Source organism: Entomomonas moraniae (assembly GCF_003991975.1).
GTDB lineage: Bacteria > Pseudomonadota > Gammaproteobacteria > Pseudomonadales > Pseudomonadaceae > Entomomonas > Entomomonas moraniae.
Genome location: NZ_CP029822.1, coordinates 1149904 through 1169347, shown reverse-complemented (window position 1 = coordinate 1169347; position 19444 = coordinate 1149904). Strand labels below are relative to the sequence as shown.

The following is a 19444-nucleotide window of genomic DNA, read 5'->3' as shown; positions in this document are numbered from 1 at the left end:
CATTTACCTTGTTTTTAACAAGGTAAATGAATTAACTGATAGAAAACATTTCTTTTAAATAACATTTCTCTATAAAACTATTCTCTTAAAAATAGAATAATGGTGACTTCTGGCTTTAATACAGGAGATGTCATTTTATTTATTTTTCAAAAACGATAAATAATCATATTATTATTGGTATGAATTGTGGCATAATTCGACCAGCATTAATAAGTATAGCTGTACGCCTTGAAGTCGGAAAAAATAAGGGGAGTTAGGTGTTCAATGTTGTATGCGGATAACTGGAAGCAGCAAGGTGTGATTTCACTTTGGCGGTATCAATATCCTGATGATATTTATTATCCAAACTGGCATTTAACAGCTGATATTATTGGCTGTCATTCTTTATTGTTACTGTTGAGAGCATTTGAGAAAGATCAAAAAGAAAACAGTAAGCTTATTAAAATTACACGCCCTAATGATGATATCCTCAGTGTGCCAAATAACAGAGTTGGTATTGCTCAGTGTGATGTTCCAAATGAACTTAATCTTATCTACTCGAAACAGGCAGATAAGTGGGAGTTCTCTGTTGGTTTAGACCCAGCACAGCTAATCATTGGTAAAAATTGGATACCAGAAATTAAATGGGCCATTGATGGGATTATGACGGGTGAGAGTAATAGTTGGATAGGTTCAAATGATGGTAAGGAAGAGCTTCTATGGTATTGGCGATATCCGGAATCTAAACCTAAAAAATAGCTGATCACATGGGATCTTATGAACAATAAGCAAATCGTTAAATATCTTAGTTGTTTCTTTGTTTTTTCTTTACAGATTCCTTTGAGTCTTGCACAGCATCATAACATGCAAAGTTCACTGCCTGATCATAGTCAGCATGATATGATGATGTCGATGCCTAATAATGAGGCACCATTGCTAGAAAAAGAACTAATGCCCAAAGGTCAACCTTTAAAGCCACTTCCATTATTGGTTAATCAAAGTAAACAACAGGGTGTATTTGAAACATATTTGATGCCAATGTCTACAAAGGTTGAGATTATTCCTGGTAAGCAGACAACATTTTGGCTTTATAATCAAAAAATATTACCTATTATTGATGTGATGGCTGGCACTAAAGTTAAAGTAGCCATAGAAAATCATTTGCCAGAAGGAACAACCGTTCATTGGCATGGTTTACCAGTGACACCACAAGTGGATGGTAATCCTCATGATCCAGTCAAAGTAGGTCAAACAAGGCAAGTTGAATTTACATTACCTGCTCATTTTGAAGGGACTTACTGGTTTCACCCTCATCCCCATGAGACTACGGCAGAACAAGTTTATAAGGGGCTAGCAGGTGGTTTTATTGTTCGTGATCCGAACGATCCATTAAAAGCAATTCCTGAACAAAATCTATTTTTTTCTGATCTGAAATTAAATAAAGAAGCTCAAATAGCTGATAACTCTATGTTAGACTGGATGAATGGGCGAGAAGGGCAGTTTCAGCTCATCAATGGCCAATATCAACCTGTTATCTCTTTAGGGGGGACTCAACGTTGGCGTATTTGGAATGCTAATTCTGGCCGTTATTTAAATCTTTCTTTTCCATCAAGTGAAGTAGAGGCTTATCAGGTGGCAAGTGATGGTGGATTGTTAGAGCAACCCGTTGCTATTACAAGCTTATTGTTAAGCCCTGGGGAGCGTGCAGAGGTTGTATTAACACCTAAAAAACAAGGTGAGTTTACATTGACTGCATTGGCTTATGAGCGTGGAAAAATGGGAAAAGTTGCTAAAGAAAAAGATTTACCTATAGCCCAGGTTAAAATGCAGTTAAAAGATAAAATTAACTTACCTAAACGATTACGTGATATTCCTACGGCACCTGTTGCAACAGCATTCCATAAAATTGAGTACACAGAAGCAGCTAATCCTAAGTCTTTAGCTGGCGTGGACTTTTTAATTAATGGTAAAACGTTTGACATGAATCGTATTGACTATAAAGTCAAAGCAGGTACGGTTCAGGAATGGGAGATTTTTAATAACTCTCATATGGATCACTCTTTTCACATACATGGCCTTCAGTTTCAAGTAAAAGAGTATGAGTTGGCGGGCAAAGTTACTAAGCCACTTTTTAAAGAGTTAAAAGATACGATTAACCTAAAACCATATGAAAAAGCACGTATCATTTTTGTTGATTATGATAAGGGTGTAAGGATGTACCATTGCCACATACTTGAGCATGAGTCCTTGGGTATGATGGGGCAGGTTGAGAACGAATAATTTTAGTTTGCTTTAAAAATAGCTGCTTCTATCAGCTATTTTTTATTGTACCGGTAAAAAAGTTAAGAATAGAAGATTATGCACATAGTTAGTTCCAACACGACGGAAGCGCTCATCGAGCATTTCTGAAACAAGGTCTAAACGCCCTGATATTTTTGCAAGTTCTATAGCAAATGTTAGATTATAGCCTTTTTTAGAAATTTCATTAGAAATAAGCAGTGGTTGGTTATTAGCATCCTTACGTTGCATTAATATCCATTGGGCTATTTCTACATTACGTGCTGCATTGTAAATATATTGGGCATTTACCACATCTGATATATAGAATTTTGTATGGTCACCATGGGCAATAATAATCATAGTGGCTAGCCCATAGATAAATGCACCCGCACGATCGCCTGTAAAATCAGGGTCCATTGAAATATAAAGAGCGTCAATACTTTTTTTATTATTTAATCCTGGAAAAGACAGATCATTTTCAATCGCGTCAAACACAAGTTTTCTAGCATTCTCGAGAGAGTTTGAAGTTTTGCGCCATTCACGCGGATTACGCTTGTACAGTTTTTCAAGCAGAATATAGAGGCCATGCAAATTATTACGCATAGCAATCGTGGCTACACGGTTTGCGTCGGTTTGTAGTAGCTCTCCAGCACCCATACTACTGCGATTGGTTACAAGTTCCTCACGTTCTAAATCGGCATCACTGAAATTAGTTTGACAACCGGCTAAACAAAAGAAGCTATAAGCGAGAGGAATAAAAATAATCTTTTTTAAATGAAAATACATTGAGTAACTTAATCAATTTAATAACACTTCCTTGTGATTATAAACAGATATAGTTGTTTTTTTAAAGTTATTATTAAAAAATAGGTGAATATTTTTTAATTGTCATAATACTGTCATAAAACTCTGTCATGCTATTTTGAAAATTACTTATTGAGGTAGATATTATGAAAATAGCTGCATGTTTGAAAGTTTTGGGGTTTGCTTCTTTACTGGTGAGTTTGCCTACGGTTGCTAAAGATATGACCGGCGCTGGCGCCTCTTTTCCTGCACCTATTTATTCAAAGTGGGCTGATACGTATCACAAAGAAACTGGCAATCGAGTTAATTATCAGTCGATTGGTTCAAGTGCAGGTGTAAAGCAAATCATTGCCAAAACCGTTGACTTTGGAGCTTCTGATGCACCATTATCAGATGAGGAGTTATCAAAGGAAGGGCTTATTCAGTTCCCTACAGTGATTGGCGGTGTTGTTCCTGTTGTGAATATTAAAGGCATACAACAAGGCCAGCTAAAGCTAACAGGGGATGTATTAGCCAATATCTATCTAGGTAAAATTACTCATTGGGATGACGAAGCGATTAAAAAACTAAATCCAACCCTTAATTTGCCCAATGCAAAAATTACAGTAGTTCGTCGTGCGGATGGTTCAGGCACAAGCTTTGTTTTCACTTCTTATTTAGCTAAAGTAAGCGATGATTGGAAAAAAGATGTAGGTGCCGGAGCTGCTGTTAAATGGCCAGTGGGCGTGGGCGGTAAAGGAAATGAAGGCGTTTCTACCTATGTTATGCGCTTACCTAACTCAATCGGCTTTGTTGAGTATGCTTATGCTAAGCAAAATAATATGAGTTATGTTGCATTACAAAATGCAGCAGGTAATTTTATTACGCCTAATGATGAAAGCTTTAAATCTGCGGCTGAAGGCATAGATTGGGAGAAAACATTTGCTCAAGACATGACGAATGCAAAAGGTGCTAATGCATGGCCATTATCAACAGCAACATACATTTTAGTGTATCAAAAACCAGAAGATGTTAGCGGAACTGAAGCGACTTTAAAATTCTTTAACTGGGCATTTGAAAAGGGGGATAAAGAAGCCATCGCACTGGATTATGTTCCTTTCCCAGACAGTGTAAAGAAAACAATTCGTCAAAGTTGGTCAAAAGTTGTAGATGCTAAAACAAACAAAGCCATTAATTACTAATCAGCTTGTGTATTAAGGAGACAGATAATACATATGCGAACTACCTTAAATCGAAAGCATTCCCGTTACGGGGATGCTGTTTTTGCAGGTTTATTTCGTGGTGCCACTATCTTAACGTTGGTTATGTTAGCGGGCATCATTATTTCTCTTATAATTGGTGCATGGCCAGCGTTTAAAGAATTTGGATTTAGTTTTCTTTGGACCAATGAGTGGGATCCGATACAAAATAAGTACGGCGCATTGGTAATGATTTATGGCACGGTTGCTACATCGGTCATTGCACTGCTTATCGCCGTTCCTGTTAGTTTTGGAATTGCTGTGTTTTTAACTGAGCTTGCCCCAAGTTGGTTAAAAAAGCCATTAGGTACAGCTATTGAATTATTAGCGGCAATTCCCTCCATCGTCTATGGTATGTGGGGGCTTTTAGTTTTTGGCCCGTTATTGGCCGAATATGTTCAAGTTCCACTGCAATCTTTACTAGAAGGTGTGCCATTTCTTGGGGCATTAGTTTCTGGTTATCCTGTGGGAATAGGTATTTTCCCTGCTGGTATTATTCTGGCGATTATGATTATTCCATTTATTGCTTCTGTGATGCGTGATGTTTTTGAAGTAACGCCTCCTTTATTAAAGGAATCGGCTTATGGCCTAGGTTCTACTACATGGGAAGTTATTTGGAACATTATATTCCCCTATACAAAAGCGGGCGTTGTTGGCGGTATTATGCTAGGACTCGGTAGAGCATTAGGTGAAACAATGGCCGTAACCTTTATGATAGGGAATATGAATCAGCTTGAGTCTCCTTCGCTGTTTGAAGCTGCTAACAGTATTACTTCTGTTTTAGCCAATGAGTTTGCTGAGGCTAGCCCAGGGCTTCATCAATCATCATTAGTTTATTTAGGTTTGATACTGTTCTTTATCACGTTCGTAGTGTTGTCATGTTCTAAATTATTTTTGATGAAATTACAAAAAAATGAAGGAGGGCGCTCATGAGTTATTTTAGCGCTCCCAAAGTAACACGCCATCGGTATCGTAAATTTAAAAATACCGTGGCATTAACGTTATCGTTATTAGCCATGTTGTTTGGCTTATTTTGGTTAGCATGGATTTTATTTGAAACGATCTACTTAGGACTTGGAGGTATTGGACTAGCTGTCTTTACCGAAATGACGCCACCACCTAATGCAGAAGTGGGTGGACTAGCGAACGCTATTTGGGGATCTGTGCTGATGGTGTTTATGGCAACGATCATCGGAACGCCAATAGGGATTATGACTGGTGTCTATTTATGTGAGTACGGTGGTAAAGGGCTTCTTTCAAGCTTCACTCGTTTTATTAATGATATTTTACTGTCAGCACCCTCTATTATCATTGGCTTATTTGTTTATTCATTAATTGTTTTACCATTTAAAGGCTTTTCTGGTTGGGCTGGTATTGTGGCACTCGCTTTAATCGTTATTCCTGTGGTTGTTAGAACAACAGAAAATATGTTAGCGCTTATTCCCAACTCATTACGAGAGGCAGCTTACGCATTAGGTGCTCCTAAATGGAAAGTTGTTCTAATGGTTACCCTTAGGGCGGCGCAAGCAGGTATTGTTACGGGTATTTTACTGGCGATTGCACGTATAGCAGGGGAAACAGCGCCTTTGCTCTTTACTGCGCTTTCAAATCAATTCTGGACCAGTGATTTATCACAACCGATGGCTAGTTTGCCTGTAACAATCTTTAAATTTGCGATGAGTCCTTTTGAAAACTGGCAGAAACTCGCTTGGGCAGGCGTATTTATTATTACGTTTGGTATTTTAATACTCAATATCACCGCACGTTTATTATTAAAGAAGAAAGGTTAATTGCAGATGCTCGATAAAGTACATAACAAAACACCCAAAGTAAAGCTTTCTATTCGTAATTTGAACTTTTACTATGGGCAGTTTAATGCATTAAAAAATATTAATTTAGATATTGCTGAGAATAAAGTCACTGCGTTTATTGGCCCGTCTGGCTGTGGAAAGTCAACTTTATTACGTACTCTAAATCGAATGTTTGAGCTTTACCCTGAACAGCGTGCAGAAGGTGAAATTATAATTGATGGTGAAAATATCTTAACCAGCAAGGAAGATGTTGCGTTGATTCGAGCCCGTATTGGTATGGTTTTTCAAAAGCCAACCCCTTTCCCAATGTCTATTTATAACAATATTGCCTTTGGTGTTAAGCTTTTTGAAAAATTGTCGAATGCTGAAATGGATGACCGTGTAGAGTGGGCATTAAATAAAGCTGCCTTATGGACTGAAGTTAAAGATAAACTCCATCAAAATGGCTCGAGTTTATCAGGTGGTCAGCAGCAGCGACTTTGTATTGCTCGAGGAATTGCGATTAAACCTGAAGTGTTGCTACTTGATGAACCTTGCTCTGCGTTAGATCCGATTTCAACCGGTAAAATAGAAGAGCTAATTCACGAGCTTAAACAAGATTATACAGTAGCGATTGTAACCCATAATATGCAGCAAGCAGCGCGTTGCTCTGATTATACAGCTTATATGTACTTAGGGCAGTTAGTGGAAGTTGGCGAAACAGAGCAGCTTTTTTTAAAACCTCAGCGTCAAGAAACAGAAGATTATATAACAGGCCGTTTTGGCTAGTAGGTATAGGCAACATAATATGACAAATAAGCATCTTTCGAGCCAATTCAGTGCTGAATTAAACAGTATTTCTACCCAAATTATGGAAATGGGCGGGCTGGTTGAGTCACAAATGAGCTTGGCCATTAACGCCTTGACGAACTTTGATATAGAAATAGTGAGTAAGGTAATTGATTTAGAAGGAAAAGTTAACGCAATGGAGGTTGAGATTGATAAAAACTTGATCTCTATGATTGCCCGACGGCAACCTACTGCTCGTGACTTGCGCCTACTGATGGCGATCTCTAAAACAACTAATAATTTGGAACGTACGGGGGATGAAGCAACTAAAATAGCCCGTATGGTTAAATCTATCATTGAGCAGGGGATTTCCAAAAACCTCATGGGGGCAGAGTTACGTTTTATGTCTAATTTAGCATTAGACCTATTACATAAAGCGCTGGATGCTTTTGCTCGATTAGATATTGATGCAGCTATTTATATTTTACGCAGTGATAATGAAATAGATCTAGAGTTTGGTGGTTTTATTCGTAAACTAATTACCTATATGATGGAAGACCCACGAACCATATCACCTAGCTTAGATTTATTATTTGTTGCAAAAGCGTTAGAGCGCATCGGCGACCATGCAAAAAATATTGCAGAACTTATTATCTACATTGTCAAAGGTGAAGATGTTAGGCATGCCTCGTTGGAGGAGGTTGAGTCTATTACAAAAAGCGCTGGAGAGTAATAATGGCAAGAGTTTTAATCGTTGAAGATGAGCCGGCTATTGCCGAGTTGTTAGCGATCAATTTAAAACATGCGGGTTTTGATTATGTCATTGTTGATAATGCAGACGATGCACGACAAGAAGTGGATAATATATTACCCGATTTAGTTTTGCTAGATTGGATGCTCCCAGGGCAAAGCGGTATTACCTTGGCAAAAGGTTGGCGTGCAAATGAACGAACAAAGCAAATACCGATTATTATGCTAACGGCGCGAAGCGAAGAGACAGATAAAATACAAGGCTTAGATGCAGGGGCAGATGACTATGTAGTAAAGCCTTTTTCAACACAAGAGTTATTGGCTCGTATACGTGCGTTGTTGCGTCGTAAACTACCTGAGGCTAGTCAAGAGAGTGTATCATTAGCGGGGCTAACGTTAGATCCAGATCGTTGGCAGATAGTTTATGCAGGGCTAGAAGTTAAATTAGGACCTACAGAGTTTAAGTTACTTAACTACCTGATGCGCTATCCAAATCGTGTACACAGTAGATCTCAGTTACTGGATAAAGTCTGGGGGCAACATGTGTTTATTGAGGAGCGATCAGTGGATGTACATATTAAGCGTTTACGTGAAGGGTTAGCCTTAGTTAACGCTGGCGGTTTAGTCGAAACGGTGAGGGGAGTTGGGTATCGCTTTAATGCAAGTAAAGAGACATGATGATGTAAAACACCTTTAAAACCTTATAATAATTGATCGTAGTTAACGGAGAAAGTTATTGATATATTCACTTATTATTGTTATTTGCCTCGTTGTTTTTATTTTTGCCGGGGCTTTTTTTGCAAAAAAACAATATGAGCAACTTATTTTATGGCTAAGACGTGATGCTACCCGAGAAGAAAAGCCACATTTAACAGGTAGGTGGAAAGAAATTACAGATTATGTTGAGCGATTATTAAAACAACGTAATCAAGAGAACCAGCATACAATTGATCAACTCAATAAACTATTAGGGGCTATACAAGTATCACCCAATGGGGTTTTATTATTAGATAAAGACCATAAAATAGAATGGTGCAATGATACAGCAGCAAAACTTTTTCATTTAGATAGAGAGCTTGACAAACAACAGTATATTACTAACTTGATTAGAATGCCTGAGTTTGTCGATTATATAGAAAGTCAGCAATACCAACAACCATTAAAGCTAACCCAAGGTATTGACGAAAAAAAATTAATGTTGCAACTACACCCTTATGATGAGGGGCGGTTATTATTGTTGGTTAATGACATAACACAAATAGAGCGTATCGAAAAAATGCGCCGTAACTTTGTTGCCGATGTTTCTCATGAGATTAGAACGCCATTGGCTGTATTAAATGGCTTTATTGAAACGATGCAGAATTTACCTCTTTCAGAAGAGGAGCGTAGCCGTTACCTAGATCTAATGTATCAGCAAGGGCGTCGTATGCAGTCATTAGTGAGTGATCTATTAACATTGGCACGATTAGAGGACAGTACTCCTCCCCCGATGGATCAATGGATAGCAAGTGATGCGATTTTAGACCATACAAAAAATACGGTACAAGAGCTTTCAGCTGGACATCACACTATTACCATTCATGCTGATGCGAAAGCATTGATTGCCGGCAACGAATCTGAGTTAATTAGCGCAGTTGCTAATATAGCGGTAAATGCTGTGCGTTATACGAAAGAAGGTGGTTGTATAGAGATTAGCTTTTTATTGGTCGATGGGGAAGGTGTTTTTCGTGTGAAAGATACAGGGCAAGGTATCCCCGCTCAACATATTAAAAACTTAACGCAACGTTTTTATCGGATTGATAAGAGCCGTTCACGTGAAACAGGTGGGACAGGATTGGGTTTGTCTATCGTAAAACACGTGTTATCAAGGCATGGTGGCCATTTAGATATTGAAAGTGTCGAAGGAAAAGGCTCTATATTTAGTCTACTTTTTCCTTCGCAACGCATAAAAAATATTAATTAATCTCCGTTGTATTTTCTTGAATGATATTGTTAATAATGTGATTGGCTTGGGATACATTAACAACCGTTGCATTACTTTGAAAAGCAGGGGTTGTTCGTTGTTTTACTTGAAGCCTTTTACCATTGGTATCCTCAATATCTATCGTAACATTCATCGATAAGCCAATCATCAGAGGATATTTTTTCGATTGCTCATTATCTAGACGAATACGGACAGGGAGGCGTTGTACAATCTTAATCCAGTTTCCTGTTGCATTTTGTGCAGGTAGTAACGAGAAAGCGCTACCTGTACCCATATTTATCCCCTCAACTGTCCCTTGAAATACAATGTCATCACCATAGAAATCACTTGTTATTTTTACGGGTTGACCAATACGAATATTATTTAATTGTGTTTCTTTAAAATTGGCATCAACCCACATAGGATTGGTTGGAACAATCACCATTAAAGGGGTTGTTGAGTCAACTTGTGACCCCACTTGGACACTTCTTCTTGCCACATAACCATCCATTGGCGCACGGATAACAGTTCGTTGTAAGTTAACCCATGCATTCCTAACATTATCAGCTGCAACAAGAATTGAAGGCTGCTTAGCAAGCTCTGTATTTAACAGAAGAGCTTGGTTACTTTTTAATTTTTGCTTGGCAACAGCCAGTGCAGATTTTGCAATTTCCATTGTTTCTTTGGCATGTTGTAATGTTTCTTGAGACACAGCTCCATTACTACCCAATATAGACCGTCTTTGGTAGTCTCTTTCAGCTCTAGCAAGCGATATTTTTTGTTCTTCAATCGCTGCTTCATAACCAATGTTTTCTTGATAAATGGTTTGGATTTTTCTGACAGCTTCAGCCAGTTGATGTTTTGCATTTTCGTAGGCGAGTTTAGCGTCGGTATCATCTAATTCAACAACAATATCGCCAGCATGAACAATATTAGTATTTTCAAAAAAAACTTTGGTCACATTACCGCGCACTTGTGCCACGATAGGTATCTGCAACCCTTTTACGTAAGCATCATCAGTATAGACTTGATAGCGTAATACCAAGAGCCAATAGGCACCGTAGCCTATAAATAATAATAGAAAACTGGCGGTTGTTAGTAACATAAGTAATCTTTTTCTAAGATTATGACTTTTTTTAGTATCTAATTGGTTGGTTGTTGGTGCGTTGTTATTGCTCAAATTATCTGTACTCATTGTGAACTCTTTACTGTTTTGGTATTTATCTAATTAACTTTTTGAGAAGGTTTAGCAAACCAAATCATCATGATTAACAAAATAAAAGTACAACCACTTAACCAGAATATGTCATTGGCTGACATAATTAATGACTGATCATTAATCTGCTGATTAAGATAGGAGGGGATTTGTTGTAAACTAAGCCCTATGCGCTCTAATGTTTGATAAGTTAAAGTACTTTCGGGATTATAAGGATTAATGTTTTCAACTAATTGACTATGGTGCAAGGCTGCGTTGTTACTCCACATGGTGGTTGTAATAGAGGTTCCTACAGAACCCGCCAGTGTTCTAAAAAAGTTTGATAAGCTGGTAGCTGAAGCCAGTCTATTCTCAGGTAACCCAGTGAGGGTTAGCGTCGTTAAAGGCATTAAAAAGCAAGCAACGGCAATACCCTGAATAAACTGAGGCCACACAACCTCTGCAAGTCCCATATTGGGAGTATAAGTAAAGGCTCTCCAGAAAAAGCAAATAGCGTAAAAGACAAAGCTTGTTGTAATCACAAAGCGAATATCGACTTTATTAGATAATTTAGCCAAAGGAGCTGAAATAAGGATGGGAATAATTCCAATAGGTGCCAAGGCAATACCTGCCCAGAGTGCAGTGTAGCCATAAACCTCTTGTAATAGTTGCGGGATGAGCACAATAGCACCGAAATAAGCCATATAGGCTAAGCTGACAGATAATGTGCCGATAGTAAAATTACGAGATTTAAACAGAGAAAAATCTACCGTAGGGTTCTTGCTAAAAAGCTCACCAATAACGAGGTAAGTGAGCGAAACAACTGAAATAATCGCTAAAATGATGATTTGTTTAGAGGCAAACCAACCCAGTTGATTCCCTTTATCTAACATGATTTGTAAACAGCCAACTCCGATCGTGAGTAAACCTAAGCTAATAAAGTTAAAAGGGATTACTTGTGGCTTGGTTTCCAAGCGTTTTAGTAGTGGAATGCCAATGATAACGATAGCAATACCCAAAGGAATATTGATAAAGAAAATCCAAGACCACGTATAGTTATAACAAATATAGCCACCTAGAATAGGGCCTACCACTGGTGCTAGAATCACCGTCATGGACCAAAAGGCCATGGCCATATTCTTCATTATGGGAGGATAACTTCTTAATAAAAGACTTTGTGATAGAGGAATGACGGGGCCCGCAACGGCTCCTTGTAATACCCTGAAGAAAATCAAAGTACCTATACTATTAGAAATACCTGCTAAAAATGAAAATAAGGTAAAAAGAGCTGTAGAAATAAGCAATAACCTTACTTCACCTACTTTTTTTGCAAGAAAACCAGATGCTGCAATAGAAACCGCATTAGCGGCACCAAACCCTGTGATTACCCAAGTACCTACAGTACTAGACACCCCAAGTTCTCCTGAGATGGTTGGAACCGCAACATTGGCAATGGTTGAATCTAACACTTGCATAAACGTAGCAATGGCTAACACGATCGTAACAAGTACTAACTCCGCCCTTGTATACTTTTGACTAATACTCACGTCTACTCCTCTACTTCATAGGCGGGTAGTGTAAAAGAAATGAGTTATTCATTAAATATAGACACAGGTCTAATGACTAAAGGCCTATTAGGGTAATTAGTAGATGTATTTCCTGCTAGTTATGTAAAAATTATAAGTGAGGAATAGTACTTTCTAAAAGAATATGCTGGTCGACTTGGTTGATATCGGTTAAGCCACAAAAAGCCATTGTTAAATCAAGCTCGTTACGAATAATTTCAAGAGCCTTGGTGACACCTGCTTCACCCATGGCACCTAAACCATAAAGGTACGCACGACCAATAAGTGTGCCTTGGGCACCCAAAGCAATAGCTTTTAAAACATCTTGTCCAGAGCGTATACCACTGTCTAACCAAACTTCAACGGCTGACTCTTTTAATGCTTCTACAATAGAAGGTAATACTTGAATACTTGAGCAGGCACCATCTAGTTGACGTCCTCCATGGTTACTCACAATAATGGCATCAGCGCCTGAGTTAGCAGCTATTTTGGCATCCTCGGCATCTAAAATACCTTTTACAATGAGTTTGCCACCCCATGCTTTCTTAATCCATTCCAGGTCATTCCAGTTAAGGGTTGGATCAAACTGTTTACTGGTCCATGAGAAAAGAGAGCTTGGATCATCAATTCCTTTAACATGCCCTACAATATTACCAAAAGAGCGGTGTTTGGTTTTTAACATTTTCCAGCACCATGCCTGTTTGGTGAATAGGTTGATCCAGTTTTTGAGTGTGGGTTTTGGTGGTACAGATAGACCATTTTTTAAGTCTTTATGGCGTTGACCAATAATTTGTAAATCTAAAGTTACTGTAAGTGCATCGCAACCTGCTGCCTTGGATCTTTCAATAAGGCTCAGCATAAAATCTCTATCACGCATGACATAGAGTTGAAACCAAAAAGGTTTTGCAACTTGCTCTGCAATATCTTCTAAGGAGCAAATACTCATGGTAGAAAGGGTATAACGACAACCAAAATTGGCTAAGGCTCTGGCGGCAAGTATTTCTCCGTCAGGATGAATCATTCCTGTTAAGCCTGTGGGTGCAATTGCTACAGGCATTGTCATCGCTGTACCTAACATAGTTCTTGTTAAGGTTCGCCCCTCCATATTGCGTGCAACTTTTTGGCGAAGTTTTATTTTTTGGAAGTCGTCTGTGTTAGCTTTATAGGTGGATTCAGTCCAGGAACCTGAGTCGACATAGTCATAAAACATCTTTGGAACACGACGTTTAGCTAGAACGCGCAAGTCGTCAATATTGGTAATTGTTGTCATTCTTAATGCCTAGTCTTTATTTTTCAAAGTTCAAATAAATTTTTAAAAGCTATTTTTTTGATAATTTGCTAAAATTTGCGATCTTTTTAGATTCTACAAGGTTACTAATGACTCAGGCAACAACTAGTAATGGAAACTCATTAAAACGATCATTGAAAGCGCGTCATCTCTCTATGATTGCGATTGGTGGCTCAATTGGGACAGGGCTTTTTGTTGCCTCTGGTAAAACCATTGCTCAAGCAGGCCCCGGCGGTGCTTTATTGTCTTACATCGTCGTTGGTATTATGGTTTACTTCATCATGACGAGTTTGGCTGAGCTTGCTGCTTTTATGCCGACCCCTGGTTCATTCGCTACTTATAGTGCTGAATACGTTGATGAAAGTTTTGGCTTTGCGATGGGGCTTAATTATTGGTATAACTGGGCAGTGACCATTGCAGTGGATCTGGTTTCGCTGCAACTGGTTATGGCTTATTGGCTACCCTATATTGATGGTTGGAAATGGAGTGCCTTGTTTTTATTGGTCATGTTTTGGATTAATTATATTTCAGTAAAAGGATTTGGTGAGGCGGAGTTCTGGTTTTCATTAATTAAAGTAGTGACTGTCATTATATTTATTGTGCTAGGTGTCTTAATGATTTTTGGCATTTTAAACGGTGGTGACGCAGGTGGTTGGAAAAACTGGACAATAGGGGAGGCGCCTTTTGTCGGTGGGTTTTCTGCCATGATTGGCGTGGCGATGATTGTGGGCTTTTCTTTTCAGGGCACAGAATTAGTAGGTATTGCAGCAGGGGAGTCACAAGACCCAGGTAAAAATATTCCGATTGCTATTCGTCGTGTGTTTTGGCGTATTTTGTTATTTTATGTATTAGCTATTTTGATTATTAGTTTTTTGATTCCTTACACTGATCCACGTTTGTTAAGTAATGATACGACAGATATTGCTGTTAGCCCTTTTACTCTGGTTTTTCAGCATGCTGGTTTGTTATCAGCGGCAACGGTAATGAATGCTGTTATTTTAACAGCGGTATTATCAGCAGGTAATTCGGGGATGTACGCTTCCTCTCGAATGCTTTATGCACTAGCCCGTGGGCGTAAAGCGCCTGCTATTTTTGCCAAGCTTTCCGAAAATGGCGTTCCTCGTAATGCGCTTTATGCCACAACATTTATTGCTATGCTATGTTTTTTAACCTCCTTATTCGAAAGCCAAGAGGTCTATGGTTGGTTATTAAGTATTTCTGGCATGACAGGGTTTATCGCATGGTTAGGGATTGCTATTAGTCATTACCGTTTTAGAAAAGGTTATGTCAAGCAAGGATTAGATTTATCAAAATTACCCTATAAAGCAGGCTCTTTTCCTTTTGGGCCTATTTTTGCCTTTGTGGTTTGTATGACCATTGTTATCGGTCAAGATTACCAAGCCTTTCTAGCTGATAGTCTTGATTGGAAAAGAATTATCTCAACTTATGTTGGCTTACCTTTGTTTGTAACTATTTGGCTTGGTTATAAATACATTAAACGAACGAAGTTTGTGCGTTATGAGCAAATGAAATTTCCTGAATTTAAAGAATAGTTTTGGTGATCATGCTATTTTAAATACCTCTAAAGATGATTGTTATCATCTTTAGAGCGTTAAAAATAGATTCTTCTTTTTTGATTTTTGAGTTATGACTAGTTTTCCATCAACTTTCCACAGAAAGCACATAATACCTACATACTCATGGGTTACTTTACTTTATTATTTAATTAACAAGTGTGGGTATGTTAGATTTCATGATGGGATTCTATGGTTTGTATAGTTTTTTCTTCGGTTTTTGTTTAATTCCTTCCATTCTCTTAGGAGTTATTTTTCAATACCTTGTGAGTAGGCAAGTAACCAGAAAGTTTGCTGTGCCTTTGTTAACAGTGATAGCGCTAGTAGCGGGTATATTTATTAATTACTATGTATTGGGTGTGCCTTTAAGAGATAAAATTTATTTTCCTATTTTTATTACCATTACATTATCGACGCTTATTATTTCCTCAATGCGTAGTTATTTTTTAAATCGATCTAAATGTTATGTAAACAGCTTCATTGAAGTAGTTAAAAATATTATGTTTGCCATGTTTGTTACACCGATAGTGATGCCTTTTATATTTTTTTCATTTATTAGTTTTTAAGTCAATAATACGTAAGTGTTTTAATAAAGGCTATTTGGATTGAATGGGTTTTACCCAAAATAATTCTTGCTTACGAACGGCTTTGCGAAAAAAGTCATTTTCACCAGACGTTGGGTGATTGCGCTTAGTTAGCAGTTTTTGAATAAAGCGACGTAGGCGCCTTTTAGTGGATATTGGTGGTTGTAAATCATGTTGCATAGCCAGTGCCATGGCTTTATCGATTTGAGTTTGCCTACTTAATACAGGGCTCCACAATCTATAGGCAGGTAAATTTTCTGTCATTGGGGGTAAAGCCATTCCGTTATAGGCAGGACCCATCGGCCAACGGTCATTATCAGGTAGATGATTCGCGTAGAGCAGTTGCGTAGTAGGTTGCCATGTTGTTGTTTGCAATACTTCGTCAACCAGTAAGCTTGCAGCAATATGGTCTTCATGAGGGTCAAGCTCAGGGTGGGGCATCATAATCACCTCAGGCTTAAAGTGTTCTATTAGAAAGACTAAATCATTTTTTAAGTTATACCCTGTCGGTAAACCATCGTTATCGCTAGGTAGCGGCAATGTATTAAAAATGCGTACAAGTCTCGTGTCTGTTTCACCTGATTCTTTTGAAGCAAAATTTTGCTCTGGTGATTGTTGCATGGCTTTAAGTTGTAAACAATAATAACCCAACTGCACGCTGTTGGTTGTTCGGATTCCTCCCCATAGCGGGGTAGCAATGCTATCCCAACTTCTTAGGCGACCTTTGAGTTGTGCAGCTTCTTGTTGAGTAAGATTAAAGATGTTTTGATAATGTTCGGCTTCTATTTCACCTTGGGTTAAAGTGATAATACTGGCTTCTTTGGCTTGGCTGTATTGTCCAAATGCTGCTAGCTCCGCATCATCTGCATGGGGGGCAATGACCATGATTTTTTGCTGTGTGTAATCAGGGTTTTTAAAGCCGTAAAGTCTTGGTTCACCCATTATTTTACAGTGCTTTGCAAAGAGTTTAATCTGGCCTTGTTTTAATGAGTTAGCAAGTCCTGACAGGTTAATGTAACGTAGTCCTTTGGAGCCTCGTTCAAAATCTTGTCGATCGTTAACTTGACCATCTTCAATTAAAATATAGGGATCAAAAAAAAGGCCTGTCAATGAGCTTTTGATATTAATCGCTAAAAAAAGCGTATCTAACTCGTCTGTAAGTTCGCCCTTAATGGCTAAAGTATTCTGGTTGAGAGAAGCTTGGCATTGTAATGTTTCGGCAGGAAATTGATAGAGATAATCTTGTTTAGGCGAGTAAAATAAATGATCAGCCAGCCATGTTTCATGAATAACCCAAATAGCGATTAAAAGAATTGGGATAAAACAAGCAAGCACAGGGGCAAAAATAGAGGCGACTAACCAAGTAAGAATAAATATAGCAAAGCCTATTAAAATAAATCGTTTCTTTTGGCGGTGTTTTTTTAGAAGCTGTTGTTTTTTACTCATTAGCCACTCACTCCTACATCAATACGATTACACCAACGTTCTTTATATTCTCGGTCTGCTTTACCAAACGAATAGCGCAGAGGTTTATTTTGTTTATTAGCGTATTCCCATGTGGCTTGTAGGTTTATAAAGCTTAATACACTGCCGGGGCTAAAATTACGCTCTTGAGGATCGACACCGCCATTAACGTATTCAATACTGATCCATTTAGGTGACTCTACTTGGTAAAGAACTTGAATGGCAATAGGGGCATTGTCTAAAAAGATGACAGATCCCACCATAAATTCGCGGAGTAGTTCAAAAACTTCTGCTTGAGTCGGGGCGCTAGGCACTTGAAAGTTCCAGCGTTTAAAGAACAGGTCACAATACATACTAGCGAGTTCTTCAGAAGAAAAGTCGGCAATGGACTTAATAATACCACCAGCCTCTTCAAGTAGACGTAATTCACGTCGTTGATTATAGCGGAACTTTTTTGAGTACTCTTCAAGCGGCCGAGCAATGGCCAATTGTTCTTTTTGTGGTTGCCAATTATTGATTTGAGGCTGATTTAGTGTGGATAAATAACGAGCTTTATGACGAAGGGTAATCTGTGCATTATCTGCCAAAGGTAAAATAATTTCTGCATTGCCTAAGTCAAATAAGCCGCGTTTACCTTTTTTCTTTAATTGATCTCGTGAAAGTGCCAGTGCATCATCCCAGCAGGCAATAGCTCCTACCCAATCACCTTCTTGTTGCCAACCAAGGTAACGTACTGGAGTATTAGCCAGTGTAGAAAGTTTTTTAATAATGGTTGGGTGCGTAGCAACACTACCGCCGTAGGTGTACCATATTTTTTCATAGTCGTTGGCATTAATCTCATGCCAACCTCTTTCACGAAACCATTGTAACTTATTGAGTAGCACTGCTTCTTTCCTTTCATCAATATTACGGTTATTTTAACACGATATAATTAAATAGGTTTTAAAGTTAATGTATATACATAAAATATTATTATTTATTAGAGGTTATGTAATTAGGTTTTATAAAAACTAATTGTTTAATAAATAATCAAATGTAAACCTTTGTGATTAATAAAGTTGACATATGGTAAATGAAACTTATTATGTGCAGTCAAAAGACAGCTCACATTTTATAGTACAGGTTTTGTATGACATCTAATAAAGTTAGACATGATTGGCGTTTAGACGAGGTAATGGATTTATTAGCCATGCCGTTCAATGATTTGATATTCAAGGCGCAAACTGTTCATCGCCAATATTTTGATGCTAACCAAGTTCAGGTTTCAACGCTCCTTTCTATTAAAACAGGTGCGTGCCCTGAGGATTGTAAATACTGCCCGCAATCAGGCCATTATGATACGGGGCTGGATAAAGAAAAGCTGTTAGAAGTACAAAAGGTTTTAGAAGAAGCAAAAGCTGCTAAAGAGATTGGTTCTACTCGTTTTTGTATGGGTGCGGCTTGGAAGCACCCAACGGCTAAAGATATGCCGTATGTGCTAGAAATGGTAAAAGGAGTAAAAGCGTTAGGCCTTGAAACTTGTATGACACTAGGTCGTTTAACACAAGAGCAAGCTACTCAGTTAGCACATGCAGGTTTAGATTACTATAATCATAACCTAGATACCTCACCAGATTTTTATACTAATATTATTACTACTCGTACCTATAGTGAGCGCCTCCAAACATTAGCCTATGTGAGAGAAGCGGGGATGAAAATTTGCTCGGGTGGTATTTTGGGGATGGGCGAGTCGTTAAAAGATCGAGCGAATTTATTGATTCAATTAGCCAACTTACCTGAGCACCCAGAAAGTGTTCCGATTAATAATCTAGTTAAGGTAAAAGGAACACCTTTAGAGAATGCTGAAGAAATTGATCCGTTTGATTTTATTAGAATGCTCGCAGTGGCAAGAATTATGATGCCGAAATCACATGTACGTCTATCCGCAGGGCGTGAACAAATGAATGAACAAATGCAAGCGTTGGCCTTTTTAGCGGGGGCTAACTCTATTTTCTATGGTGATCGCTTACTTACAACCAGTAATCCACAAACCATCAAGGATCAAGCCTTATTTGCTAAATTGGGAATAAAACCCGAGGCCAGACAAGATCACGCTGATGAAGTTCACCAAGCCGCAATAGAGCAAGCCATTGTGGAGCAACGTCAATCAGCATTATTTTACGATGCAGCTAAGGCTTAGTT

General features: G+C 38.3%; 18 protein-coding genes. 12 read left to right on the top strand and 6 right to left on the bottom strand.

The features are described 5' to 3' along the window. Positions 1 to 264: 264 nt before the first annotated feature. Together DM558_RS05485 and DM558_RS05480 are read left to right on the top strand one after the other, a co-directional pair. Complete coding sequence (locus tag DM558_RS05485) at positions 265 to 738, top strand: hypothetical protein (protein WP_109702500.1); 474 nt, start codon at positions 265 to 267, stop codon at positions 736 to 738. A gap of 18 nt (positions 739 to 756) precedes the next feature. Beyond that, on the top strand, positions 757 to 2259 hold the full coding sequence (locus tag DM558_RS05480) for a multicopper oxidase family protein (protein ID WP_127162507.1): 1503 nt from the start codon (positions 757 to 759) through the stop codon (positions 2257 to 2259). A 42-nt stretch (positions 2260 to 2301) separates the two neighbouring features. Here DM558_RS05480 and DM558_RS05475 read toward each other — a convergent pair whose 3' ends face one another. Further along, positions 2302 to 3045: a hypothetical protein gene (locus tag DM558_RS05475; RefSeq protein WP_177412503.1), complete on the bottom strand. Its 744-nt coding sequence runs from the start codon at positions 3043 to 3045 to the stop codon at positions 2302 to 2304. 161 nt (positions 3046 to 3206) lie between these two features. Between DM558_RS05475 and pstS the strand changes: the two genes are divergently transcribed. From pstS to phoR, 7 genes are read left to right on the top strand one after another with little or no spacing between them, the layout of a single operon-like run. Beyond that, positions 3207 to 4244: a phosphate ABC transporter substrate-binding protein PstS gene (gene pstS, locus DM558_RS05470; protein WP_407644306.1), complete on the top strand. Its 1038-nt coding sequence runs from the start codon at positions 3207 to 3209 to the stop codon at positions 4242 to 4244. A 33-nt stretch (positions 4245 to 4277) separates the two neighbouring features. Continuing rightward, positions 4278 to 5234, top strand: a complete 957-nt coding sequence (gene pstC, locus DM558_RS05465) for a phosphate ABC transporter permease PstC (protein WP_109702503.1) — start codon at positions 4278 to 4280, stop codon at positions 5232 to 5234. Continuing rightward, entirely contained in the window at positions 5231 to 6091 is an 861-nt protein-coding gene (gene pstA, locus DM558_RS05460) for a phosphate ABC transporter permease PstA (protein WP_127162503.1), read from the top strand. Before pstC ends, pstA begins: the two co-directional genes overlap by 4 nt. Before the next feature lie 6 nt (positions 6092 to 6097). After that, positions 6098 to 6880, top strand: coding sequence for a phosphate ABC transporter ATP-binding protein PstB (gene pstB / locus DM558_RS05455; protein WP_127162501.1), 783 nt, complete (start codon positions 6098 to 6100; stop codon positions 6878 to 6880). Positions 6881 to 6899: 19 nt separating this feature from the next. Further along, entirely contained in the window at positions 6900 to 7613 is a 714-nt protein-coding gene (gene phoU / locus DM558_RS05450; protein WP_127162499.1) for a phosphate signaling complex protein PhoU, read from the top strand. 2 nt (positions 7614 to 7615) lie between these two features. Then, the gene (phoB, locus tag DM558_RS05445) at positions 7616 to 8308 is read left to right on the top strand and encodes a phosphate regulon transcriptional regulator PhoB (RefSeq protein WP_127162497.1); all 693 of its coding nucleotides are present in this window, start codon (positions 7616 to 7618) and stop codon (positions 8306 to 8308) included. Positions 8309 to 8366: 58 nt separating this feature from the next. Then, complete coding sequence (gene phoR / locus DM558_RS05440; RefSeq protein WP_127162495.1) at positions 8367 to 9593, top strand: phosphate regulon sensor histidine kinase PhoR; 1227 nt, start codon at positions 8367 to 8369, stop codon at positions 9591 to 9593. Here the strand turns inward: phoR and DM558_RS05435 are convergent. The 3 genes from DM558_RS05435 to DM558_RS05425 all read right to left on the bottom strand — a co-directional run bounded on the left by DM558_RS05435 (position 9586) and on the right by DM558_RS05425 (position 13623). After that, complete coding sequence (locus DM558_RS05435; protein ID WP_127162493.1) at positions 9586 to 10788, bottom strand: EmrA/EmrK family multidrug efflux transporter periplasmic adaptor subunit; 1203 nt, start codon at positions 10786 to 10788, stop codon at positions 9586 to 9588. The genes phoR and DM558_RS05435 overlap by 8 nt on opposite strands. 29 nt (positions 10789 to 10817) lie before the next feature. Beyond that, positions 10818 to 12335, bottom strand: coding sequence for a DHA2 family efflux MFS transporter permease subunit (locus DM558_RS05430; protein ID WP_228411827.1), 1518 nt, complete (start codon positions 12333 to 12335; stop codon positions 10818 to 10820). A gap of 130 nt (positions 12336 to 12465) precedes the next feature. Next, positions 12466 to 13623, bottom strand: a complete 1158-nt coding sequence (locus DM558_RS05425) for an alpha-hydroxy acid oxidase (RefSeq protein WP_127162491.1) — start codon at positions 13621 to 13623, stop codon at positions 12466 to 12468. A gap of 107 nt (positions 13624 to 13730) precedes the next feature. Here DM558_RS05425 and DM558_RS05420 point away from each other — a divergent pair, with 107 nt between their 5' ends. Continuing rightward, complete coding sequence (locus tag DM558_RS05420; RefSeq protein WP_127162489.1) at positions 13731 to 15194, top strand: amino acid permease; 1464 nt, start codon at positions 13731 to 13733, stop codon at positions 15192 to 15194. Between the two features lie 188 nt (positions 15195 to 15382). Beyond that, positions 15383 to 15781, top strand: a complete 399-nt coding sequence (locus DM558_RS05415) for a hypothetical protein (protein ID WP_127162487.1) — start codon at positions 15383 to 15385, stop codon at positions 15779 to 15781. A gap of 30 nt (positions 15782 to 15811) precedes the next feature. Here DM558_RS05415 and DM558_RS05410 read toward each other — a convergent pair whose 3' ends face one another. Continuing rightward, positions 15812 to 17245: a PIG-L deacetylase family protein gene (locus tag DM558_RS05410; RefSeq protein ID WP_127162486.1), complete on the bottom strand. Its 1434-nt coding sequence runs from the start codon at positions 17243 to 17245 to the stop codon at positions 15812 to 15814. Next, positions 17245 to 18147 carry a GNAT family N-acetyltransferase gene (locus DM558_RS05405; protein WP_127162484.1) on the bottom strand — a complete coding sequence of 301 codons (903 nt, stop codon included), beginning with the start codon at positions 18145 to 18147 and terminating at the stop codon, positions 17245 to 17247. Before DM558_RS05405 ends, DM558_RS05410 begins: the two co-directional genes overlap by 1 nt. 245 nt (positions 18148 to 18392) lie before the next feature. Here DM558_RS05405 and bioB point away from each other — a divergent pair, with 245 nt between their 5' ends. Then, entirely contained in the window at positions 18393 to 19442 is a 1050-nt protein-coding gene (bioB, locus tag DM558_RS05400; RefSeq protein WP_109702524.1) for a biotin synthase BioB, read from the top strand. Positions 19443 to 19444: the final 2 nt, after the last annotated feature.